Origin of the sequence: Lysobacter sp. 22409 (assembly GCF_052045105.1) — a bacterium.
GTDB lineage: Bacteria > Pseudomonadota > Gammaproteobacteria > Xanthomonadales > Xanthomonadaceae > Lysobacter > Lysobacter antibioticus_B.
Window position 1 is genome coordinate 83,847 of the sequence record NZ_JBQEOE010000006.1, and the last position, 21,746, is coordinate 105,592.

Genomic DNA, 21,746 nt, shown 5'->3' on the forward strand with positions numbered 1-21,746 from the left:
ATGCGCCGCACGCATGAGCGAACGCGGCCTCAGAACGACAACGTCACGCCGGCCATCGGTCCCTTGAATCGCTGGTCCAGGCCGATGACGCCGTCGTTGCCTGCGCGCCGGGCGTCGATCTTGAACCAGTCGTAGCCGACGAAGGCGCCGATCGCCGGGGTGAAGCGGTATTCGACCAGGGCGTTGGCGCGGCTGATGTCGCCTTCGTAATCGCCGAAATCGCCCCAATCGGCGTCGAGGTACTGGCCCTGGACGACGAAGCGCCAGCGGTCGTTCGGCGACAGGGTCAGGCGCGTGCCGACCACCGGCGCATAGCCGTCTTCGCTGGAACTGGTGCGGTAGTTGTCGGCGCCGGCCTCGGCGCGCAGCTTGCCTTCGAGCTTGGCGTACTCCACGCCGATCTGCAGGCCCCAGCTCACCGTTTCGGTTTCGACCACGGCGTAGTCGTACATCACGCTGGCCAGTTCGAACTTGGCCTTGGCCTCGGCGAAACTGCCGGCCGGAATGGTGGTGTCGTCGTAGGAAATCGCCTCGCCGAGGGTGGCGCGTTTGCTCTTGTCGTAGCCGAAGTAGTTGAACAGCAGGCGGTTGCGCTCGCTGAAGCGGAACACGCCCTCGATGCGCGGCACGGTTTCGCGGCTGCCGAAATCGAAGTCCTGGCTGAATCGGTAGGGTTCGCCGCGGAAGGTGGTGCCGGCGCTGAGTTCGCCGCTGCCTTCGACCGACATGGCGCCCAAACGTACGGTGAAGCGATCGTCTTCGGCATGCGCGGATTGCGCGAACAAAGCGCTCGTCGCGGCCAACGCGAGCGTCAGTGGCAAAAGTTTCGGGTTCACGGGATCACTCCGTTGCGGGGGAAGCGCAGTACGGTTTGATGTACTGGCGGGTCCATGAATGCCGCGCAAGAAGTGCAGTGACGGTGAAAAAAAGCGGTGCCGACCGTTGCGGCAAAGTCGCAATGCCTCGAACGTGACCCTTGCCGCAAAAAGGCGAAGCCCCGGCGGGTCATGCCGGGGCTTCGGGGGAGCCCGCCGCTGCTTTGCCATTGACGAGGAGAGAGAGGCGGCGGGCGTTCACAGATACTGACCGGTGCTTTCGCGAAAGGTTCCGAACTTCGTCAAAGATTTCGATCAAGTCGCCAGGGCGCCCGGCGAGGCCGCGGCGCGGCGGCGTTCGATCCGCTTCCAGATCTTCTCGTGAAAGTGGAAGGCCACCGTGTTGCAGGCCGGTTCGACCAGGGCCAGCGCGCCGCCGACCCAGACGCTGCCGGTCATCAGGTAGCCCACGAGGAACGCGACCGAGAAATGCACGCAGGCAAAGCTGAGGGTCTTGCTCATGGGGATGGCCTAAATGAGAATTATTCTCAACAATACGCCTTTGCCTTCGGAAATCAAATCGACCTTTATGCTCGATACGATAGATCCCGGCTATCGATGCGGCCGCCCGCGGCGCGCGCTTTACCTGCCGGGTAATTCAACGGCCGCGCAGTGCGGGCCATAGTCGCGGCCATGAAGTTCTCCGCCGCCGCCATAGATGCCGTGTACTACCGGGCGCTGCGCACAGGTATGACCGACGCCGGTTGCCGCAACTGCGCCCGCGTTCTATACTTTTGCGGCTCTACCGGGCGCTTTGCGCCAACCCCATACCGACGAGTCCCGCGTGCACGATCCTTTGTCCGCAGGTCGCCGGTTGGCGTCGCGCGCGATTGCCTGGCAATTCGGCGCGATGGCGCTGGCTGCGCTGGCCTTCTACCCCTTCGGTGCGTCCCACGCATTGGCGGCGGCGGTCGGCGGCGGCGCGACGGTCGCTGGCAGCCTCGTGGCCGCCAGGATGGCATTGGGGGGAGGCGTGCAGCCGGCCGGGATGGTAGTGGGTCGGTTGTTGGCCGGAGTCATATTCAAATGGGTGGTGGTACTGGCGGTGCTCGGGCTCGGAATGGCCTGGTGGCGTCTACCTCCGCTTCCAATGCTGGTGGGGCTGCTGGCGGCGACGCTGGCCTTCGTACTGGCCAATCTTTTGAAACGATAAGGTGTCTTTCGTGAGTGAACAGACCGGTTCGGGCGGCCTGAACGAATACATCAAGCACCATTTGACCCACAACACCAGTGAGGTCTTTGGCAGTGAAGCGATGTCGAAGTTCAATTTCGACTCGTGGATCGTCGCTTTGGTGCTCGGCCTGCTCTTCATCCTGTGGTTCGGTCTGGCGGCACGCAAGGCCACCGCGGGCGTCCCGAGCAAGGGCCAGGCTTTCGTCGAGATCATTCTCGAATTCATCGACGGCCAGGTGAAGGACACCTTCCACGGCGACCGCCGTTCGGTGACCCCGCTGGCGCTGACCATCTTCATGTGGGTCGTGTTCATGAACACGATGGACCTGCTGCCGCTCGACCTGTTCGGCTGGCTGGTCCACGTCACCGCCGGTCCGGAAGCGGCGCACCACACGTATTTCCGCGCCGTTCCGACCGCCGACCTCAACACCACGTTCGCGATCTCGGCCTCGGTGTTCTTCATCCTGATCGGCCACGCGGTTTCGGCCAAGGGCGTCGGCGGCTTCGGCAAGGAACTGGTCACCGCGCCGTTCCACGCGCACGGCCCGATGAAGCTCGTGCTGGTGCCGGTCAACCTCGTCATGAACATCATCGAGTGGCTGGTCAAGCCGGTTTCGCTCGCGATGCGACTGTTCGGCAACATGTACGGCGGCGAGCTGGTGTTCATGCTCATCGCCGGTCTGATGGGAAGCATCTACACGTTCGTGCCCGGCGTGATCGCCAACGCGGCCTGGGCGATCTTCCACATCCTGATCATCCTGTTGCAGGCCTTCATCTTCATGATCCTCACGGTCGTCTATATCGCCGGCGCCCGCGAAAGTCATTGATCCATCGCTCGACGCGCACCACCCCTCATTCGTTTTCCCTTCACCGTTTAGCACTACCTCTACCAGGAGAAGCACCATGGAGTTCATCGCCAACGTTCAGGGTCTGACCGCCATCGCGATCGGCATCATCATCGGCCTCGGCGCGCTCGGCGCTTGCCTGGGCATCGCGATCATGGGTTCGAAGTTCCTCGAATCCGCCGCGCGTCAGCCGGAGCTGGTCCCGATGCTGCAGGGCCGCATGTTCCTGCTGGCCGGCCTGATCGACGCCGCGTTCATCATCGGCCTCGCCGTTGCCCTGTTCTTCGCGTTCGCCAACCCGCTGATCGAAGCCGTCAAGCTCGCTGGCGCCGCTGGCTGATCAGGCAGAACCGTGCCCCGACCGGGGCACGATTCGGCAACCCGGGCCGGCGTTAGCCGGCCCAACGTAAGCAACGTCGAGGACCCGTCATGAATCCCAACATGACTTTCTTCGGTCAGATGCTCTCCTTCGCGATCCTCGTATGGTTCACGATGAAGTTCATTTGGCCGCCGCTGAACGCAGCGATCGAAGAGCGCCAGAAGAAAATCGCCGAAGGTCTTGCGGCTGCCGAACGCAGCCAGAAAGACCTTGCGCAGGCGCAGGAAAGCGTCGACGCGGCGCTGCGTGAAGCCCGTACCAAGGCCAACGAGATCATCGATCAGGCGCATCAGCGCGCCAATCAGATCATCGACCAGGCCAAGACCGACGCCGTCGTCGAAGGCACGCGCCTGAAAGCGCTGGCCGACGCCGAAATCGCCGCGGCCACCGATCGCGCTCGCGAGGATCTGCGCAAGCAGGTGTCCACGCTGGCCGTGAGCGGCGCCGAAAAGCTGCTCAAGCGCGAAATCGACGCCAACGCCCACAAGGCGCTGCTCGACGAGCTGGCCGCAGAAATCTGATCGGATAGCCCAACGCGATGAGCCAGAACCTTACCCTCGCACGTCCGTACGCCCGCGCCGCTTTTGCGGCCGCGAACGACGCCGGCCGCTCCGCCGAATGGTCCCAGGCGCTCGCCTTCGCGGCGCGCGTCGCCGGCGATCCGCAGGTGCAGGGGCTGCTCGGTCATCCGCAGCTGACCCTGGCCGACGCGGTCGGCCTGGTCGCGATCGACGGCGCGGACGAAGCCTTCCAGCGCTTTCTCGCGCTGTTGGCCGACAACCGCCGTCTGGCGCTGCTGCCGGAGATCTCCGGTCAGTTCGAGGAACTGCGCGCCGAAGCCGACCGCGTGGTCAAGGCCAAGGTCACCTCTGCCAGCGATCTGCCCGCGGCCGAACTCGAATCGATCACGGCCGCGCTGGTGAAGCGCTTCGGCCGCAAGGTCGAAGTCGAGACGGCCGTCGACGCGTCGCTGATCGGCGGCGCGGTGATCGATGCCGGCGACGTGGTGATCGATGGCTCGCTCAAGGGCAAGCTCGCGCGCCTGCAGACGGCGTTGGCCGGTTAAGCCGGGAATAGAGAATAGGGAATAGAGAATCGTCGAAGCAGTAGCTCTTCCGATTCCCGATTCCCCATTCCCGACTCCCGAACCAAAAGAAAGCACCCGCGCGTCGCCCCATCGCGATGCAGGACCAAGGAAACGACAATGGCAAGCACCCAGCTCAACCCGTCCGAAATCAGCGAACTGATCAAGACCCGCATCGAGAAGGTCAAGCTGGCCGCCGAAGCGCGCAATGAAGGCACGGTCACCTCGGTGTCCGACGGCATCGTGCGCATCCACGGCCTGGCCGACGTGATGCAGGGCGAAATGATCGAACTGCCGAACAACACCTTCGCCCTGGCGTTGAACCTGGAGCGCGACTCGGTCGGCGCCGTGGTGCTGGGCGATTACGAACACCTGCGCGAAGGCGACATCGCCAAGACCACCGCACGCATCCTGGAAGTGCCGGTCGGCCGCGAACTGCTCGGCCGCGTGGTCAACGCCCTCGGCGAGCCGATCGACGGCAAGGGCCCGATCGCCGCGACCATGACCGCTCCGGTGGAGCGCGTGGCCCCGGGCGTGATCTGGCGCAAGTCGGTCGACCAGCCGGTGCAGACCGGTTACAAGACCGTCGACGCGATGATCCCGATCGGCCGCGGCCAGCGCGAGCTCATCATCGGCGACCGCCAGACCGGCAAGACCGCCCTGGCGATCGACGCGATCATCAACCAGAAGGGCACCGGCATTAAGTGCGTGTACGTCGCGATCGGCCAGAAGGCCAGCTCGGTCGCCAACGTCGTGCGCAAGCTCGAAGAGAACGGCGCGCTCGCCCACACCATCGTGGTCGCCGCGACCGCGTCCGAATCGGCCGCGATGCAGTACATCAGCGCCTACTCGGGCTGCACCATGGGCGAGTACTTCCTCGACCGCGGCGAAGACGCGCTGATCGTGTACGACGATCTGTCCAAGCAGGCCGTGGCCTACCGCCAGATCTCGCTGCTGCTCAAGCGCCCGCCGGGCCGCGAAGCCTATCCGGGCGACGTGTTCTACCTGCACAGCCGCCTGCTCGAGCGCGCCGCGCGCGTGTCGACCGACTACGTCGAGAAGTTCACCAACGGCGAAGTGAAGGGCAAGACCGGTTCGCTGACCGCGCTGCCGATCATCGAAACCCAGGCTGGCGACGTTTCGGCGTTCGTTCCGACCAACGTGATCTCGATCACCGACGGCCAGATCTTCCTGGAAACCGACCTGTTCAACGCCGGCATCCGCCCGGCCGTGAACGCCGGTATCTCGGTGTCGCGCGTCGGCGGCGCGGCCCAGACCAAGATCGTCAAGAAGCTGTCCGGCGGCATCCGTATCGCCCTGGCCCAGTACCGCGAGCTGGCTGCGTTCGCGCAGTTCGCTTCCGACCTCGACGAAGCTACCCGCAAGCAGCTCGAGCGCGGTCAGCGCGTCACCGAGCTGATGAAGCAGAAGCAGTACGCGCCGATGTCGATCGCCCTGCAGTCGCTGTCGATCTACGCGGTCGACAAGGGCCACATGGACGACGTGCCGGTGACCAAGATCGGTGCGTTCGAAGAGGCGCTGCACGCGCACTTCACCAACACCGCCGGCGAGCTGGTCAAGAAGATCAACGACAGCGGCGACTGGAACGACGAAATCGAAGGCGCCTTCAAGAAGGGCATCGAAGAGTTCAAGCGGACCGGGACCTGGTGAGTAAGGCCGGGGTTCGCGATTAGGGATTCGGGATTCGGCGCAGCCGATCCCGATCCCCGTTTCAGCGAATCCCGAACCCCGAACCCCCAATCCCACGAGCGGAGCGAGCAATGGCCGGCGGCAGAGAAATCAAAACCAAGATCAAGAGCGTGCAGAACACCCGCAAGGTGACGCGCGCGCTCGAAATGGTCTCGGCTTCCAAGATCCGCAAGGCGCAGGATCGGATGAAGACCTCGCGCCCGTACGCGCGCGTGATCAAGCAAGTGATCGGTCACCTGGCTCAGGCCAACACCGATTACAAGCATCCGTACATGGTCGAGCGCAAGGATCCCAAGCGCGTCGGCTATGTGATCGTGTCGTCCGACCGCGGCCTGGCCGGCGGCCTCAACAACAACCTGTTCCGCAAGCTGCTCGGCGAAATCCGCAAGTGGCAGGAGCAGGGCGTCGAGGTCGACGTGGTCACCATCGGCCAGAAGGCGTCGGTGTTCTTCCGCCGCATCAAGGTCAACATGCTCGCTTCGGTCACCCACCTGGGCGACAAGCCGCATCTGGAGCAGCTGGTCGGCGTGATCAAGGTCATGCTCGACGCCTACAGCGCCGGCAACATCGATCGCGTGTTCCTGAGCTACAACGACTTCGTCAACACGATGACCCAGCGCGCGGCGTTCGATCAGCTGCTGCCGCTGCCGGCGCCGGAAACGCAGGTCGCCAAGCACGACTGGGACTACATCTACGAACCCGATGCGCAGACCGTGCTCGATCACGTGCTGACGCGCTACATCGAGTCGCTGGTGTACCAGGCGGTGCTGGAGAACGTGGCTTCCGAACATGCCGCGCGCATGGTCGCGATGAAGTCGGCGAGCGACAACGCCAGCAAGCTGATCGGCACCCTGAACCTGGTCTACAACAAGGCCCGTCAGGCGGCGATCACCCAGGAAATCTCCGAAATCGTCGGCGGCGCCGCGGCGGTCTAAACCATCCGGTGGGCGCGGCCTAGGCCAGCGACCACGAGCAGCATTTGAAAGTTACTGAGGAATCAAAGATGAGCAGCAGCCAGGGCAAGATCGTTCAGATCATCGGTGCGGTCGTCGACGTCGAGTTCGCACGCGAATCGGTGCCGCGCGTGTACGACGCGCTGAAGGTCGAGAACACCGCCATCACGCTCGAAGTGCAGCAGCAGCTCGGCGACGGCATCGTGCGCGCGATCGCGCTCGGTTCCACCGACGGCCTCAAGCGCAACCTGATCGCCATCAACACCGGCAAGGGCGTTTCGGTGCCGGTCGGCGTGGGCACCCTGGGCCGCATCATGAACGTGCTCGGCGAGCCGATCGACGAAGCCGGTCCGGTCGAAGCCACCGAGCATTGGGAAATCCACCGCGCGGCTCCCGATTACGCCGACCAGTCCTCGGGCAACGAGCTGCTGGAAACCGGCATCAAGGTCATCGACCTGATGTGCCCGTTCGCCAAGGGCGGCAAGGTCGGCCTGTTCGGCGGCGCCGGCGTGGGCAAGACGGTCAACATGCTCGAGCTGATCAACAACATCGCCACCGAGCACTCGGGTCTGTCGGTGTTCGCAGGCGTCGGCGAGCGTACCCGCGAAGGCAACGACTTCTACCACGAGATGGCCGAAGCCGGCGTCATCCAGCTCGAGAGCCTGAAGGACTCGAAGGTCGCGATGGTGTACGGCCAGATGAACGAGCCGCCGGGCAACCGTCTGCGCGTCGCCCTGACCGGCCTGACCATGGCCGAGTACTTCCGCGACGAGAAGGACGAGAACGGCAAGGGCCGCGACGTCCTGTTCTTCGTCGACAACATCTATCGCTATACGCTGGCCGGTACCGAAGTGTCGGCGCTGCTCGGCCGTATGCCGTCGGCGGTGGGTTACCAGCCGACCCTGGCCGAGGAAATGGGCGTCCTGCAGGAGCGCATCACCTCGACCAAGACCGGTTCGATCACCTCGATCCAGGCCGTGTACGTGCCCGCGGACGACCTGACCGACCCGTCGCCGGCCACCACCTTCGCCCACCTCGACGCCACCGTCGTGTTGAGCCGTAACATCGCATCCCTGGGTATCTACCCGGCGGTCGATCCGCTCGACTCGACCTCGCGTCAGCTCGACCCGAACGTGATCGGCGCCGAGCACTACGACACCGCGCGCCGCGTCCAGGCCACCTTGCAGAAGTACAAGGAGCTCAAGGACATCATCGCGATCCTCGGCATGGACGAGCTGTCGGAAGAAGACAAGCAGGCCGTGTCGCGCGCGCGCAAGATCGAGCGTTTCTTCTCGCAGCCCTTCCACGTCGCCGAAGTGTTCACCGGCGCGCCCGGCAAGTACGTGTCGCTGAAGGACACGATCCGCGGCTTCAAGGGCATCGTCGAAGGCGAGTACGACCACCTGCCGGAGCAGGCGTTCTACATGGTCGGCGGCATCGAGGAAGCGGTCGAGAAGGCCAAGAAGATGGGCGTGGGCTGAGACGCCCTCCGGGCGTCTCGGGATTAGGGATTAGAGATTAGGGATTCGTAAGGCGGTACGAGGCGGTTGGCCAGGTTTTGCCAATCCCGAATCCCGAATATCGAATCCCATCGAGCGAAGCGAGAAAGACTATGGCCACTACGTTCCGTTGCGACATCGTCAGCGCCGAGGAAGAGATCTTCCACGGCGAGGCGACGCTGCTCGTCGCCACCGGCGAGATCGGCGAACTCGGTATCGCACCGCGCCACGCGCCGCTGATCACGCGCCTGAAGCCGGGCAAGGTCGTGGTGACCCTGCCGAACGGCGAGCAGCTGGATTTCGCGGTCTCCGGCGGCATCCTGGAAGTGCAGCCGCAGGTCGTGACCGTGCTGGCCGACACCGCGATCCGCGCCCAGGACATCGACGAAGCCGCCGTGCGCGCCGCCAAGGAAGAGGCCGAGCGCATGCTCGCCAACCGCGGCCCGCAGATGGACGTCGCCGAAGCGCAGGCCAAGCTCGCCGAGGCGATGGCGCAGCTGCAGGCGCTGGAGCGTCTGCGCAAGAACATCAAGCACTGAGTCTTGCTTCGCGATTGCGCAGCAGGTCATCGCTGCAGCGAGAACGCCGGCCTCGCGCCGGCGTTTTTCGTTTCGGGATCGAGTGGCGGCGATGTGCTTGGGTACTTTCGGACCGTCGTCCTGCGAAGGCGGTCTCTACTTCGGAGCCGAACATCCAGAGACTTCAGAGTCATGTCTGGGTGAAGCCCTGGATCCCCGCTTTCGCGGGGATGACGACGGGATAGAGATGTAGCGCGAGCACCTACCGTCATTCCCGCGAAGGCGGGAATCCAGAGACTTCAGAACTGTGCTGCGATGGAGCCCTGGATCCCCGCTTTCGCGGGGATGACGGTAGGAGACAGGCGCGGTTCGCCGCCTTCGCTGCGGCGCCGTTGAACTCAGCCGAGGTCTCTCAACGCCGGTCCGTCAGCGGCGGTTCTTCAGCTTCGGCCCCTCAGCGTCTGCCTCTCAACGCCTATACACCCAGTGGCGAGAGACCAGGAAGCCGACGCCGCCGAGAAACACTTCGATGACCGGCTTGGCGAGCCAGGTCCATTGCAGGCCGGCGTGGCTGTCCACCGTGCTGACCGCCCAGGTGCTGACGATGGTGGTGCCGATCCAGAGCATGACGAAGCGCCCGAACTGGCGCCGGCCGACCCGGGTGTCTTCGCTGGCGAAGGTGAAACGGCCGTTGAGCCAGAAGCCGATCAGGGCGCCGCTGATGCGGCCGGCCAGGTTCGCGGCTTCGACCGGCATGCCGAGGTGGCTGAGGCCGACCATGACGCCCCAGTCGATCAGGTACTGCAGCGCGCCGAAGATCAGGTAATTGCGGCTCTGGCGGGTCAGGCTCATGCGCCGGCCTCGGCCGCGAGGGCGGGGACGATCTCGGCGGGGGCGAGTTCGACGGAAGCGGGCGGGGCGGCGGTCATGCGCGCATTCTAGCCAAGCGACCCTGTACCATCGCGCCCATCACCAGCCGGCACGACGGGAGCGGCGGTTTGCGCAGCGCAGTACTCATCCCCTGCTACAACGAAGCCCGCACGGTGGCCAAGGTCGTCGCCGACTTCCGTCGCGTCCTGCCCGACGCCGAGGTCTGGGTGTTCGACAACGCCAGCACCGACGACACCGCGGCGATCGCGCGCGCCGCCGGCGCCCGGGTCCATCGCGTGCCTGCGAAGGGCAAGGGCAACGTGGTGCGGGCGATGTTCCGCGAGGTCGAGGCCGACGTCTATCTGATGGTCGACGGCGACGATACCTACCCGGCCGATCGCGCCGCGATGCTGATCGAGGACATCGTCGAGGGCCGCGCCGACATGGTCGTCGGCACGCGCCTGGAAAGCCACGACAGCGGTTCGTTCCGGCGCTTTCATGGCTTCGGCAATCGCCTGGTGCGCTGGAGCATCGGCCGTCTGTTCGGACAGCCGGTGCGCGACGTGCTGTCGGGCTATCGCGCCTTCTCGCGCCGTTTCGTCAAATCGATGCCGGTGCTGTCGCGCGGTTTCGAGATCGAGACCGAGATGACGGTGTTCGCGATGGCCCACGCCTTCGTACTCAGCGAACGCACCGTGCCCTACGGCGTGCGCCCGGAAGGCAGCGAGTCCAAGCTCAATACCTTCCGCGACGGCTTCCGCGTGATGCGCACGATCGGTTTCCTGTTCAAGGATCTGCGGCCGCTGCTGTTCTTCGGCGTCGCCGCCTTGATCGCGGGGTTGGCGAGCCTGGGCTTCGGCGCCTTCGTCGTCCACGAATACACCCTCAGCGGCGCGGTCACTCATCCCTCGACCGCGGTGCTCGCCGCGGCCCTGGCCCTGACCGCGTTCATCCTGCTCGCGACCGGGCTGATCCTCGACACCGTCAACCGGCGCTCGAACGAGATCCTGCGCCTGATCACCGACCAGGTGGTGCGCTACAGATCGGAGTGAACGGCGTCCGCGCGAGCGGGCACAGTTCGATCTCGGCCAGGCTGTCGGCGACGCGCCGGCAGGCGCCATCCACACGCAAGCCGTACAGGCTCATGCGTTCGGCCGCGACCGTGTCGACTTCGACCGGGCGCAACAGCCACAGCGGCCCGTCATGGCCGGCGATCCGGCTTTCCACGCGCGCCTGTAGCCGGGTGCATTGCTGTGGGTCCATGAAGTTGTTGCGTATCGCCAGCGCCGGCACGCCGCGCGGCAGGAACGCGACCGCATGCCCGATCGGCGTCTCGGTGCTGGTCACTACCAGGCTGTCGGGGGGCAACGCGGGAAACTCGACCGAGATCATCGGGCTGCGGAACGGGTCGCGTCCCCAACCCGGATGCTTGGTCGGTGCGATGACCAACAGCGCGCCGATCACCAGCGCGGTGCGCGACCAACGTCGCGCGAATGCGACCGAGATCACGCCGACGATGAGCACCGAGAACAACAGTTCGAGCGGATAGAGATAGCGATAGATGCTGTAGACGCCGAGCCAAAAGCAGTAGCCGACCAGAACGAAGGCCAGCAGCGGCCAGTACGGCGCGGCGGCTTCCCGTTGGTCGGAACCATCGGCAGCGACAGACGATGCGCTCGCCGCTGCGGCGCCGCGCTTGCCGCGCAGCCACAGCCAAGCCGCGAGTGCGCACAAGCCGAGCAGCAGGCGCGCATCGGCGAGTGAGGCTTCGGAGAAATCGTTGCTCTTGCGCAGCAGGCGCACCGGCACGTTCAGCGCATCGAGCGCGGTCTTCGGCAGGAAGCGCAGGTCGCGGCGCTCGCTGAACAGCGCATCGGGCGAATGGAACCAATGATTGAAATAGGGGAACAGCGGATTGCCGTGATGCTCCCACAGGTACCAACCCCACGGCCCCCAGCTCAGGGCCGCGCCGACCGCGCCGCCGATCGCCAGCGCGATCAGGCGCGCCGGCAGTTGCTTCAGCGGCCCCGCGCACAGTGCCATGGCGATGAAGCCCAGGCAGTACATCACGGCGGTGAGCTTGAGGCCGGCGGCGATGCCGGCCAGCAGGCCGACCGGCAGCCAGGTCGCCCAGGCGTCGCGGCGCCGGAACGAATCGACCGCCCACCACAAGGCCGCCAGCACGAAGGCGCCGACGATGTGATCGTTGAAGGTCGCCGCGGTGCCGGGATACACCGCCGCACCGGTGATCGCGACCAGGCCCGCCATCCAGGTGCGCAGCCGGCTGCGCTGCGCCGGCATCAGCGCGTCGAGCAGGCGCAGGCCGAACAGCAGGGCGATGAAGCTCGGCAGGGCCAGCCACAGCATGATCAGCCAGCCGCTGGCGCCGCCCCGAACCAACAGGGCGAAGGGCAGGTCGGCGATCGGGTTGTGCCAGGTCTGCATCTGTGCCGCGGCGATGTCGTAGCCCAGGCGTCCGTCGAGCCAGGCCAGCGGCGTGTACAAATGATAGTTACGCAGGTCCCAGTTTGCGTCCTGGCGTTGCACCAGCGCCGCGAGCAAGGTGAAGAACAGGGCGGCCAGGGCGGTCGGTCGCCAGGAAACGCGCTCAGCGGGCATGCAGAATCCTCGTCAAGGCAGTTGCTAAGATTCGGCCCGGACGCGGAGTGCGCGTCGAGGAACCCGAAATCCATGGCTCACGATTCGATGAATCAATTGCATATCGTCATCCTCGCCGCGGGCGAGGGCAAGCGGATGAAGTCGGCCACCGCCAAGGTGCTGCAGAAGATCGCCGGCCGGCCGATGCTGGCGCACGTGATCGAGACCGCGCGGGCGCTGCGTCCGGCCGGCATCCACGTGGTCTACGGCCATGGCGGCGAACAGGTGCGTGCGGCCTTCGAAGGCCAGGACGACCTGCATTGGGCCGAGCAGCAGCAGCGCCTCGGCACCGGTCATGCGGTGCAGCAGGCGATGCCCGGCGTGCCGCAGGATGCGCGAGTGCTGGTGCTGTACGGCGACGTCGCCCTGATCACCCCCGAGACCCTGCAGCGTCTGCTCGCCGCACCGGGCCGCATCTCGGTGCTGGTCGCCGATCTGGACGACCCGACCGGCTACGGCCGCATCGTCCGCGATCCCGAAGGCCGCGTCGGCCGCATCGTCGAACACAAGGACGCCGACGAGGAGCAGCGCGAGATCCGCACCGTCAACACCGGCATCCTCGTCGCCGACGGCGAGCCGCTGCGCCGCTGGCTCGACCGCCTCGGCAACGACAACGCGCAGGGCGAGTATTACCTGACCGACGTGTTCGCCGCGGCCGCGTCCGAATACAGCCCGGCCGAGATGGTGCATGTCGCCGACCCGATCGAAGTCGAAGGCGCCAACGACGCCTGGCAGCTCGCGCAACTCGAGCGCGCCTACCAGTGGCGCGCGGCGCGCGCGGTCTGCCTGCAGGGCGCGCGCCTGGCCGATCCCTCGCGTTTCGATCTGCGCGGCGAAGTCCGGGTGGGCCAGGACGTCGAGATCGACGTCGACGTGATCCTGGAGGGCAAGGTCGAACTGGGCGACGGCGTGCGCATCGGACCGTTCTGCCGGCTCAAGGACGTCAAGCTCGGCGCCGGCACCCTGGTGCGCGCGCATTGCGATCTCGACGGCGTGGTGGTGGAGGGCGCGGCCCAGATCGGTCCCTATGCGCGTTTGCGTCCGGGCACCGTGCTCGCCGACGGCGCTCACGTCGGCAACTTCGTCGAAACCAAGAACCTCACCTTGGGTGTCGGCAGCAAGGCCAATCACCTGACCTACCTCGGCGACGCGCTGATCGGCGCGGGCGTCAACGTCGGCGCGGGCACCATCACCTGCAACTACGACGGCGTCAACAAGTCGACCACCACGATCGAGGACGGTGCCTTCATCGGTTCCAATACGTCGCTGGTGGCGCCGGTCACCGTCGGCAAGGACGCGACGATCGCCGCCGGCTCGGTGATCACGCGCCTGGCGCCGCCGGGAGAACTGACCGTAGCGCGCGCGCGCCAGTCGACGGTGGAAGGCTGGAAGCGGCCGGTCAAGAAGAAGTAAGCGGTCGCAAACGCAGCGCGGCNCGATGCCGGCAATTGCGCGAAAGCGGGGTGCGGTGACTTCAGAGACCTGTTTGGATTAAGCCTTGGATCCCCGCCTGCGCGGGGATGACGGCAGGTGGATTTTGCGGCGGCTTTCCAAGCCGTCATCCCCGCGAAGGCGGGGATCCAGAGACTTCAGCGCCATGTCACGCCGCTGCGGTATCGATCAGGGAACGTATTCCACCGACTCGGTGGCGCCGATCTGCGCCTTGGCGATTTCGGTGTAGTATTGCGCGGCTGCGGTCCTGTCGAGGAACGCGTTCGGCGCCCAGATCATCACGCCCTGGTAGCCGCCGTTGGCGACGTTCTGGGCGATGGTGTGCGCCTGCGACGCCGAGCTGAACTCCGGCGAGATGCCGAGGAACAGGCTGGACTTGCTCATGCCGTAGCCGACGTACGGCGTCAGATAGCTGACGCTGCCGCCGTAGGTCATTTCATAGCCTTCGGTCAGCTGGTTGGCGGCGTTGTTGGGCGAGCGGAAGTACTGCGAGTCGGACCACAGCGCCTTGCTCAGGGTCTTGCCGGAAAAGTACGGGTTGCTGCGGATCGCCTTGAGCACCGAATAGAACGAGCTCGCGCTGCCCGAGCAACTGGAGTATTCGTCGTCGACGTTGATGCCGTCGAGGCCGTACTTCACCACGTCGGTCACCATCGCGTTGCCGAGGCGGGTCGCAGTCTTGGCGGTCATGTTGCACGACCAGCCCGCGTTCTGATGGTTGCCCAGATAAGAGATCTGGACCTTGATCCCGGCGTCCTGCAATTGGCGGACGGCGTCGATATTGTCCTTCAGGATCGCGCTCATCTCCGTGTTGTAGTACAGCACGGGCGTGTTGGGCGTGCTGCCGTTGATGTTGGCGGCGAACAACACGAGATCGGAGAAGAACGGCTGGCCGGTACTCTTGACCCGGTAGTGACCGACGTCCTTCACGTCCTGCGGCGATGGATTGTTCAAAAATACGACGTTGCGCGCGCAAGCTCCGAAGCTTGCGAGAAATGCGATTAGACCAGCAGCCAGAAGCGTAGATTTGCTAAGCATTGGCGAATCTCCTGTTCGGTTGTTTGGAATTTTCTTCGGTTTTTGCGGGCGCACGTGTCCTGCGTCGTTCGGGTTTCAGGCGCGTCCTGTCTAGAAACGAACGCGAGGGCCGCTCCCCTACATCGATCTTATGCGTCGGCTCGAACGCGAACCGTGAGCGAAGCGATATCGCGAACTTCCTCCGCCATGCGAGGCGTGCGCGAGAATGCGATTGCCGAGGGTCGGGATGAACGCCCAGCCGGCGTCGATCGCGTCGATGCGGCTTCGGTCGATGTTCGCGACATGATCGTCGAAGCCGCGATGACTGCGGTCACGATCTTCGGTTGCGCCGCTTCGATGAAGCAGGTGCGCGGCGAAGCCGACGGCGGCAGCGATGTGGATTGCGAAGCGGCAGGGTCGATCCGCAACAGGGTCGGTTGCGTGCCTGGACGGAGTGCGATTGCAGACTCCGGCCGCAAGACTGCCTTCGGCCGATATCGCCGCTACCCGCGGCTCAAGAATCGGGCAACACCATCGACACGCACAAGCCGCCGCCTTCGCGATTGAGCAGGGCGATGCGGCCGCCGTGCGCCTCGGCGATCTCGCGCGCCAGGGCCAGGCCCAGGCCGGTGCCGTTGCGCTTGGTCGAGTAGAACGGCAACAAGGCGTTGGACAGCACGGCGTCGTTCATGCCGCTGCCGCGGTCGAGCACGTCGATGCGCCAGGCATCCTGCACACGGCGCAGTTGCAGGCGTACTTCCTCGGGCTTGGAGCCGGATTCGTGGGCGTTCTTGAGCAGGTTGATCAGGCTCTGTTCGAGTTGCGCGGCGTCGACCCGCGCGATCGCTTCGCCCTGCACGCCGTCGTAGGCGAAATCGACCTGGCTGCGCAGTTGCTCGACGAAGCGCGACCACTCGATCGGCTGCAGGCGCGGCGAGGGCAGCTTGGCGAAGCGCGCGTAGTCGCGGATGAAGCCTTCGAGATGGCGCGCGCGTTCTTCGATCGTGGTCAACGCGGTCGGCAGACGCTCGTATTGGCCGCGGCGCAATAGCTCGGCGCCGGAGTGGGCGAGCGAGGCGATCGGCGCCAGCGAGTTGTTGAGCTCGTGGCTGATCACCCGGATCACCTTCTTCCAGGTCTGCACTTCCTGGCGCCGCAGCTCGGCGGTGAGCTGACGCAGCAGCACGAGTTCGTGGGCGCGGCCGTTGAGACGGAAGATGCGGCGCGAGAGGTGATAGATCTCTTCGTTCTCGATATCCCCGACCGAGAACATGCCGTCGCCGCCGCGCTCGAAGGCTTCCTGCATCGGCGTGGGCGCGCGCGACAACAGGTCGGCGAAACTCTGGCCCTCCAGGCGCCGGCCTTCGCCGAGCATTTTGCGCGCGGCGAGATTGCCGTGGACGATGCGCCGGGTCGGGTCGACCAGCATCATCGCCACCGGGGTGTTCTGGATCATGGTGTCGAGCAGCAGCTCGCGTTGCACCAGGCTCAGGCGTTGTTCGCGCAAGGCATCGCCGAGGCGATTGTGGCTGGCGACCAGGTCGCCGAGATCGCCCTGGCCGGTCCAGTTGAAGCTGATCGAATAGTCGCCGTCGCGATAGCTGGCGACCGAGCCGGCGAGGGCGCGGAACAACGAGTTCATCGGCGCGAAGGCACGATGGACGTGATAGATCAGCAGCGGCGCCAGCACCGCCACCACGATGGCGAGGGCAAGCCAGCGATTGGCGAGGTAGTCCGACAGCCACAGGGTCAGCGCCGCGCCGCCTGCGAGGTAGGCCAGGGCAATGACGCTGAAGACCAGACTCAGGGGAGGGCGGCGCATGATCGGACCTCAGTCGCGCTTGATGCCGAGCCGTTCGAGGCGGCGGTACAAGGCCTGCCGCGACAGGCCGAGTTCGCCGGCGGCTTGTGCGAGCACGCCGCCCGCGCGTTCGAGCGCGGCCTCGATGGCGATGCGGTCGGGCTCTTCGCCGCCGTTGGCCGCACTCGGCGGCGGCGCGACCGGCAGGCCGAGGTCGGCCGCGCCGATGCTGTCGCTGCGCGCGAGCAGGGCGGCGCGCTGCAAGGTGTTGCGCAGTTCGCGTACGTTGCCGGGCCAGGCATGCGCGTACAACGCGCTCTCGGCCCCTTCGCTAAGGCGCTTGCCTTGGGCGAGCGCGTTGTCGCGCAGGAAATGCCGCGCCAACGGCAGCACGTCGTCGCGGCGTTCGGCCAGCGGCGGAATATCGATCTGGATGGTGTTGAGGCGGTAGTACAGGTCTTCGCGGAAGCGGCCGTCGCGGATCATCGTCGGCAGGTCGGCGTTGGTGGCGCTGATCACCCGTACCTTGACCTGGCGCTCGCGGTTCGAGCCGAGCCGTTCGAAGCGCCCGGTTTCGAGCACGCGCAACAACTTCATTTGCCCCGCCGGCGGCAGGTTGCCGATTTCGTCGAGGAACAAGGTGCCGCCGTCGGCCGCCTCGAATTTGCCTTCGCGCATCTTGTTGGCGCCGGTGTAGGCGCCGGCATCGGCGCCGAACAGCTCGGCTTCGATCAGTTCGGTCGGCAGCGCGCCGCAGTTCAGAGTCACGAAGGGGCCGGACTTGACCGAGGAATTGGCCTGGATGATCTCGGCGATCTTTTCCTTGCCGGCGCCGTTGGGGCCGGTGATGAGCACGGGCACGTCGGCGCGCGCGACCTGGCCGGCGAGCTCGATCACCCGCGCCAGTTGTTCGGAACCGAACACCACCCCGCGCAGGTCGTAGCGCGCTTCGAGATCGCGTTGCAGCTTGCGCCGCTGTTCGTGCAGGCGCGACACCTCGCGGGTGCTGGCGCCGAGTTCGAGCAGGTTCTCGACGCTGGCGAGCAGCTTCTGGTCGTCCCATGGCTTGGCCAGGTAATCGGCGGCGCCGGCCTTGGCCAGGTCGACGGCGATGTCCAGGTGCGTCCACGCGGTCAGCAGGATGATCGGCAGGTCCGGATGGCGCGCGCGGATCGCGCGGAACAGCGCCACGCCTTCCTCGCCCGAGGTGGTGTCGGCAGTGAAGTTCATGTCCTGCAGGACCAGGCCGATGTCCTCGCGGGTCAGCAGTTCCAGGCCCTCCTCCGGCGACTGAGCGGTGACCACGCGGATCTCGCGCAGGCCGAACAGCAGGTCGAGCGCGGTGCCGACCGCCGGGTTGTCGTCGATGACCAGGACCGTGCGCATCAGGAATCCGTGTGGTTCGGGAGCGGGCGCCGGATCGCGGCGACTCGTTGTCGACGCAGTATACGGCGCGGGCTCGGCGGTGCAGGTCGGGCCGGCGAGGAACGGCCGGCGGCGTCGATGTTCGGCATGCGCCGATCGCGACAGCCCTTGGAAACGCCAAGTCCGCGAGCCGCGGATCGCCCCGGCTCCTCTCGCATGGCCGCGAGAGGAGCGGGGCCGGCCGTCGTCCGTCTGGGACGGGGTTCGCTTGCAGATGTTTACCGCGCGATGCTTACTTCGCGACCTTGGCCGGCGCCGCATCGGCCGGCACCGAGGCGATCCAGCGATCGATCCGTGTTTCCAGTTCGCGTAACGGCAAGGCGCCGCCGCCGAGGATCTGGTCGTGGAAGGCGCGGACGTCGAAGCGCGCGCCGAGCTTGGATTCGGCGCGGGCGCGCAACTCGCGGATCTTCAACTGCCCCATCTTGTAGGCCAGGGCCTGGCCCGGCCAGGCGATGTAGCGATCGGCTTCGGCCTGGATGATCGGGTCTTCCATATCGGAGTGGTCGCGCATCCATTGCACCATCTGCTCGCGGCTCCAGCGCTGGTGATGCACACCGGTATCGAGCACGAGACGGTTGGCGCGGATCAGTTCCTGCGAGAGGCGGCCGAAGTCGCTGTACGGATCCTGGTAGAGGCCGACTTCCTTGCCGAGATCCTCCGAGTACAGCCCCCAGCCCTCGATGTAGGCGAGCTGGCCGGTCAGGGTGCGGAACTTCGGCAAGGCCGGCAGGCCACGCGCGACCGACAATTGCAGGTGATGACCGGGCACGCCTTCGTGGTAGGCGATGGCCTCGACCGTGGTCAGCAGGCGCTTGTCGGGCTCGCCGGTGTTGACCGTGATCAGACCGGGGCGCTTGCCGTCCGGCGTGCCGGGCATGTACTGCGCCGACGAGGCTTCTTTTTCGCGCCAGGTTTCCACCGCCTGCACCTGCACCGCGGTGGTCGGCAAGGTGCCGAACAGGTCGGGCAAGCGCTTTTCCATGGTCGCGATGTACTGGCGATACAACTCGAGAATCTGTTCGCGCGATTGGGCGTGGCGGGCAGGATCGGCCGCTATCGCCTTGCGCGCGGTCTTCAGATCGGCATAGCCCAGGCGCCGGGCGATCTCGGTTTGGGCGCGTTCGATGCGTTCGACTTCGCTCAGGCCGAGGCGATGGATCTGCTCGGGCGTCATCGACGAGGAGGTGAACTGTTCGATCGCATAGCGGTACAGGCCATCGCCGTTCGGCACCGACCAGATGCCGTATTGCTCGCGGCCTTGCGGCGCGTATTCCTTGGCGACGAACTCGGCGAGGCGGCGATAGGCCGGTCGTATTTGCTGGTCGACGACTTCGAGGATCTGCTTGCGCAGGCGCTCGCGTTCTGCCGCCGGCACGCTGTCGGGAAACTTCTTCAGCGACGCGGCGAATACGCTGTCCTCGCCGGCGACGTCGGCGATGCCGTTGCATTGCGCGGCGACCTTGTCGAGCAGGTAGCGCGGCTGCATCAGGCCGTCCTTGGCGCCCTGGCGGGCGACCTCGGTGACCTGGTCGAGGATGCGCGGAATCCCGCGCAGACGGACGAGGTAGTCGTCGTACTGCTGGGTGTCGTTGAACGGGAACGCCTTGACCATGATGGTCAGGAACAGATGGGTGCCGTTGAACTGGTCCAGCGGCATCTGGTTGGTCTTGAGCTCGTAGCCCTGGATGTCGTTTTCGAGCCAGCGCACCAGCAGACGGTGATTGAGCAGATCGCTGTCGGCGAAGCCGGTGCTGTCGACCGCCTGGAGGCGGGCGAGCAAGCGGCGGGTCGCTTCGTTGTGGCGCTTGGCGCCGGCGAGGGAGAAATCGCTCCAGGCCGCGTTGTAGCGATAGTCGCCGAAGAAACTGGCCTGCTCCGGCAACTCGCGCATCAGGCCTTCCCAGTGCTCGTCGACCAGGGCGTTGAACTGGCGCGTGCGTGCGGCGACGTCGTTGGCCGCGGCCGGCGCGACGGTCGCGGCCCGGGCGGTCGCGGTGTTGCTGGCGGCATGAGCGGCGGGCAGGCAGATCGCGCCGACGAGCGCGGCCGACAGCGCGGCGATACGGAACGCGGAGCGCGAGCGGCGATAGGGGTACGCAAGAGTCATGGTGGGCTCCGTGGTGGCGAATGACGTTGGGGCGGGAAGCGAAGTCCCGGTCCCGTCCGGTGCCCGGACGGGGTTGATATCTACAGATACGGCCAAGGGCGGATCGGTGGCACGGCCGAGCGATTTTATTTTCCTGGCGGTGCGAGCGATCAGGCCGATCGCGTCGCCAGCGCCGGCGGCACCATCGCCGCGCGCCGGGCCGGGCCGTACACCGCGAGTTGCCCGAGCAGCCACAGGCACAGCGCGCCTAGCGGCAGATAAAACCCGGGCAGGCGCGGCAGTTCGTAATAGCGCATCAGGGCCAGGTTGATCGCGAACGCCAGCGCCATGCCCAGGCCGATGCCGATGCTGGTCAGCAGGAAGTTCTCGGTCTGGAAATAGCGCAGGATCTGGCCGCGGGTGGCGCCGAGCGCGCGGCGCACGCCGATCTGCTTGGTCCGTTGCTGCACCCAGAAGCTGGCCAGGCCGACGATGCCTAGCGCGGTCACGATCAGCAGGGCGATGCAGACCGAAGCGAGCAGCCAGACCATCGAGCGGTCGGTCTGATGGAACTTGTCGCTCATGTTCTCCAGGGTGTCGTTGTCGATGTCGAGGATGCGCACCGGGCCGTTCTTGCCCAGCGCTTCGGCGGCGCTCTTGAGCACTTCCTGGCGCCGCGACGGATCGGTACGGATCAGGTAGATGCCGCTGTTGTAGTCCACCTGGATCGGGAAGATCACCGAGTAGTCGGCGCTGGCCGGGCCGAAATGCTCGGTCGGGCGCAGCAGGTGTTCGACCACGCCGACCACGTGGGTCGGCGAGTCGCCCCAACCGTAGAACACCTTGCCGATCGGGTCCTGGCCGGGGAACAGCGCGTCGGCCAGCGAGCGGGTGACGATCGCCGAAGCGATCGGATAGTCCGAACCCGGCTCGCGGATCTTGCGGTAACTGAGCACTTCGTCGGCGTTGAAATCGCGGCCGGCGACCAGTTTGAGCCCCATGGTCTTGAGAAACTGCTCGTCGCCGAGATAGGTCGTGGCGTTGGCCGTCGGCACCGGTTGCCCGCGCTTGAGCTCCAGCCCGGTGTTCCACGACGAACTGCCGTAGCGTACCTGGTTGGTCACGGTCGCTGCCTTGACCCCTGGCAGCGAGCGCAGCACGGCCAGGTCCGACTGGGTCAACGAATCGGCGCCGTTTTTCTCGTTGATGCCGCTGATCGAGAACCGGATCAGTTCGTTCTCGACCATGCCACTGGGGCGCTGCATGCGGGCGATGCGGTTTTCGATCAGGAACACCGCATTGCAGATGATCGCGCAGGTCAAGGCGACTTCGAACACGATCAGCGCGGCGGCGGTCTTGTGCCGGCGCAGGGTGGACAGGATGGGGCGGATATCCATG

Annotated in this window: 21 protein-coding genes; 12 read left to right on the forward strand and 9 right to left on the reverse strand. The window is 65.8% G+C overall.

Annotated features, from left to right (window positions below):
- Positions 1 to 29: 29 nt before the first annotated feature.
- Together ACTJJK_RS05030 and ACTJJK_RS05035 are read right to left on the reverse strand one after the other, a co-directional pair.
- Positions 30 to 836: a hypothetical protein gene (locus ACTJJK_RS05030; RefSeq protein ID WP_440729657.1), complete on the reverse strand. Its 807-nt coding sequence runs from the start codon at positions 834 to 836 to the stop codon at positions 30 to 32.
- A gap of 294 nt (positions 837 to 1,130) precedes the next feature.
- Entirely contained in the window at positions 1,131 to 1,337 is a 207-nt protein-coding gene (locus tag ACTJJK_RS05035; protein WP_031371115.1) for a DUF2061 domain-containing protein, read from the reverse strand.
- A gap of 322 nt (positions 1,338 to 1,659) precedes the next feature.
- On the opposite strand from ACTJJK_RS05035, the gene ACTJJK_RS05040 reads away from it, so the two are divergent.
- The 9 genes from ACTJJK_RS05040 (at position 1,660) to ACTJJK_RS05080 (ending at position 9,057) form a co-directional block, all read left to right on the forward strand.
- Positions 1,660 to 2,028: a hypothetical protein gene (locus tag ACTJJK_RS05040; RefSeq protein WP_031371116.1), complete on the forward strand. Its 369-nt coding sequence runs from the start codon at positions 1,660 to 1,662 to the stop codon at positions 2,026 to 2,028.
- Positions 2,029 to 2,038: 10 nt separating this feature from the next.
- Positions 2,039 to 2,875 (forward strand): F0F1 ATP synthase subunit A, encoded by an 837-nt coding sequence (atpB, locus tag ACTJJK_RS05045; protein ID WP_031371117.1) that lies wholly within the window; start codon positions 2,039 to 2,041, stop codon positions 2,873 to 2,875.
- A 76-nt stretch (positions 2,876 to 2,951) separates the two neighbouring features.
- Positions 2,952 to 3,233 carry a F0F1 ATP synthase subunit C gene (gene atpE / locus ACTJJK_RS05050; protein ID WP_031371118.1) on the forward strand — a complete coding sequence of 94 codons (282 nt, stop codon included), beginning with the start codon at positions 2,952 to 2,954 and terminating at the stop codon, positions 3,231 to 3,233.
- Between the two features lie 89 nt (positions 3,234 to 3,322).
- Positions 3,323 to 3,793 (forward strand): F0F1 ATP synthase subunit B, encoded by a 471-nt coding sequence (locus ACTJJK_RS05055; RefSeq protein WP_031371119.1) that lies wholly within the window; start codon positions 3,323 to 3,325, stop codon positions 3,791 to 3,793.
- A gap of 17 nt (positions 3,794 to 3,810) precedes the next feature.
- Entirely contained in the window at positions 3,811 to 4,338 is a 528-nt protein-coding gene (locus tag ACTJJK_RS05060) for a F0F1 ATP synthase subunit delta (RefSeq protein WP_031371120.1), read from the forward strand.
- A gap of 138 nt (positions 4,339 to 4,476) precedes the next feature.
- On the forward strand, positions 4,477 to 6,027 hold the full coding sequence (gene atpA / locus ACTJJK_RS05065) for a F0F1 ATP synthase subunit alpha (protein ID WP_031371121.1): 1,551 nt from the start codon (positions 4,477 to 4,479) through the stop codon (positions 6,025 to 6,027).
- 110 nt (positions 6,028 to 6,137) lie between these two features.
- Positions 6,138 to 7,001 (forward strand): F0F1 ATP synthase subunit gamma, encoded by an 864-nt coding sequence (atpG, locus tag ACTJJK_RS05070; RefSeq protein WP_031371122.1) that lies wholly within the window; start codon positions 6,138 to 6,140, stop codon positions 6,999 to 7,001.
- Positions 7,002 to 7,069: 68 nt separating this feature from the next.
- Entirely contained in the window at positions 7,070 to 8,500 is a 1,431-nt protein-coding gene (gene atpD / locus ACTJJK_RS05075; protein WP_031371123.1) for a F0F1 ATP synthase subunit beta, read from the forward strand.
- Positions 8,501 to 8,631: 131 nt separating this feature from the next.
- Entirely contained in the window at positions 8,632 to 9,057 is a 426-nt protein-coding gene (locus ACTJJK_RS05080; RefSeq protein ID WP_440729658.1) for a F0F1 ATP synthase subunit epsilon, read from the forward strand.
- Positions 9,058 to 9,504: 447 nt separating this feature from the next.
- On the opposite strand, the gene ACTJJK_RS05085 is transcribed toward ACTJJK_RS05080, so the two are convergent.
- Entirely contained in the window at positions 9,505 to 9,888 is a 384-nt protein-coding gene (locus tag ACTJJK_RS05085) for a GtrA family protein (protein WP_440729659.1), read from the reverse strand.
- 146 nt (positions 9,889 to 10,034) lie between these two features.
- Here ACTJJK_RS05085 and ACTJJK_RS05090 point away from each other — a divergent pair, with 146 nt between their 5' ends.
- Entirely contained in the window at positions 10,035 to 10,958 is a 924-nt protein-coding gene (locus ACTJJK_RS05090) for a glycosyltransferase (protein ID WP_440729660.1), read from the forward strand.
- Here ACTJJK_RS05090 and ACTJJK_RS05095 read toward each other — a convergent pair.
- A complete protein-coding gene (locus ACTJJK_RS05095) occupies positions 10,924 to 12,525 on the reverse strand; it encodes a hypothetical protein (RefSeq protein WP_440729661.1) in 1,602 nt (533 codons plus the stop codon). The two genes, ACTJJK_RS05090 and ACTJJK_RS05095, sit on opposite strands and share 35 nt — an antisense overlap.
- Positions 12,526 to 12,612: 87 nt before the next feature.
- Here ACTJJK_RS05095 and glmU point away from each other — a divergent pair, with 87 nt between their 5' ends.
- A complete protein-coding gene (gene glmU / locus ACTJJK_RS05100; protein WP_031371128.1) occupies positions 12,613 to 13,977 on the forward strand; it encodes a bifunctional UDP-N-acetylglucosamine diphosphorylase/glucosamine-1-phosphate N-acetyltransferase GlmU in 1,365 nt (454 codons plus the stop codon).
- A 207-nt stretch (positions 13,978 to 14,184) separates the two neighbouring features.
- Here the strand turns inward: glmU and ACTJJK_RS05105 are convergent, their stop codons facing one another.
- A complete protein-coding gene (locus ACTJJK_RS05105; RefSeq protein ID WP_031371129.1) occupies positions 14,185 to 14,970 on the reverse strand; it encodes a hypothetical protein in 786 nt (261 codons plus the stop codon).
- Between the two features lie 237 nt (positions 14,971 to 15,207).
- Here ACTJJK_RS05105 and ACTJJK_RS05110 point away from each other — a divergent pair, with 237 nt between their 5' ends.
- Positions 15,208 to 15,600 (forward strand): hypothetical protein, encoded by a 393-nt coding sequence (locus tag ACTJJK_RS05110; RefSeq protein ID WP_152566120.1) that lies wholly within the window; start codon positions 15,208 to 15,210, stop codon positions 15,598 to 15,600.
- Here the strand turns inward: ACTJJK_RS05110 and ACTJJK_RS05115 are convergent.
- The 4 genes from ACTJJK_RS05115 to ACTJJK_RS05130 form a co-directional block, all read right to left on the reverse strand.
- Entirely contained in the window at positions 15,548 to 16,855 is a 1,308-nt protein-coding gene (locus tag ACTJJK_RS05115; protein WP_051884600.1) for a sensor histidine kinase, read from the reverse strand. The two genes, ACTJJK_RS05110 and ACTJJK_RS05115, sit on opposite strands and share 53 nt — an antisense overlap.
- A gap of 9 nt (positions 16,856 to 16,864) precedes the next feature.
- Complete coding sequence (locus ACTJJK_RS05120) at positions 16,865 to 18,220, reverse strand: sigma-54-dependent transcriptional regulator (RefSeq protein WP_031371131.1); 1,356 nt, start codon at positions 18,218 to 18,220, stop codon at positions 16,865 to 16,867.
- Positions 18,221 to 18,491: 271 nt separating this feature from the next.
- Entirely contained in the window at positions 18,492 to 20,369 is a 1,878-nt protein-coding gene (locus ACTJJK_RS05125) for a DUF885 domain-containing protein (RefSeq protein WP_440729662.1), read from the reverse strand.
- Positions 20,370 to 20,518: 149 nt separating this feature from the next.
- On the reverse strand, positions 20,519 to 21,745 hold the full coding sequence (locus tag ACTJJK_RS05130; protein WP_440729663.1) for an ABC transporter permease: 1,227 nt from the start codon (positions 21,743 to 21,745) through the stop codon (positions 20,519 to 20,521).
- Position 21,746 lies beyond the last annotated feature (1 nt).

Excerpts from the sequence above, each read along its gene's own strand:
- atpD (WP_031371123.1), top strand. The coding sequence starts at position 7,070 with ATGAGCAGCAGCCAGGGCAAGATCGTTCAGATCATCGGTGCGGTCGTC.
- glmU (WP_031371128.1), top strand. The coding sequence starts at position 12,613 with ATGAATCAATTGCATATCGTCATCCTCGCCGCGGGCGAGGGCAAGCGG.
- ACTJJK_RS05055 (WP_031371119.1), top strand. The coding sequence starts at position 3,323 with ATGAATCCCAACATGACTTTCTTCGGTCAGATGCTCTCCTTCGCGATC.
- atpG (WP_031371122.1), top strand. The coding sequence starts at position 6,138 with ATGGCCGGCGGCAGAGAAATCAAAACCAAGATCAAGAGCGTGCAGAAC.
- ACTJJK_RS05080 (WP_440729658.1), top strand. The coding sequence starts at position 8,632 with ATGGCCACTACGTTCCGTTGCGACATCGTCAGCGCCGAGGAAGAGATC.
- atpA (WP_031371121.1), top strand. The coding sequence starts at position 4,477 with ATGGCAAGCACCCAGCTCAACCCGTCCGAAATCAGCGAACTGATCAAG.
- ACTJJK_RS05120 (WP_031371131.1), bottom strand. The coding sequence starts at position 18,220 with ATGCGCACGGTCCTGGTCATCGACGACAACCCGGCGGTCGGCACCGCG.
- ACTJJK_RS05115 (WP_051884600.1), bottom strand. The coding sequence starts at position 16,855 with ATGCGCCGCCCTCCCCTGAGTCTGGTCTTCAGCGTCATTGCCCTGGCC.
- atpE (WP_031371118.1), top strand. The coding sequence starts at position 2,952 with ATGGAGTTCATCGCCAACGTTCAGGGTCTGACCGCCATCGCGATCGGC.
- ACTJJK_RS05035 (WP_031371115.1), bottom strand. The coding sequence starts at position 1,337 with ATGAGCAAGACCCTCAGCTTTGCCTGCGTGCATTTCTCGGTCGCGTTC.
- ACTJJK_RS05060 (WP_031371120.1), top strand. The coding sequence starts at position 3,811 with ATGAGCCAGAACCTTACCCTCGCACGTCCGTACGCCCGCGCCGCTTTT.
- ACTJJK_RS05095 (WP_440729661.1), bottom strand. The coding sequence starts at position 12,525 with ATGCCCGCTGAGCGCGTTTCCTGGCGACCGACCGCCCTGGCCGCCCTG.
- ACTJJK_RS05125 (WP_440729662.1), bottom strand. The coding sequence starts at position 20,369 with ATGACTCTTGCGTACCCCTATCGCCGCTCGCGCTCCGCGTTCCGTATC.
- ACTJJK_RS05085 (WP_440729659.1), bottom strand. The coding sequence starts at position 9,888 with ATGAGCCTGACCCGCCAGAGCCGCAATTACCTGATCTTCGGCGCGCTG.
- ACTJJK_RS05130 (WP_440729663.1), bottom strand. The coding sequence starts at position 21,745 with ATGGATATCCGCCCCATCCTGTCCACCCTGCGCCGGCACAAGACCGCC.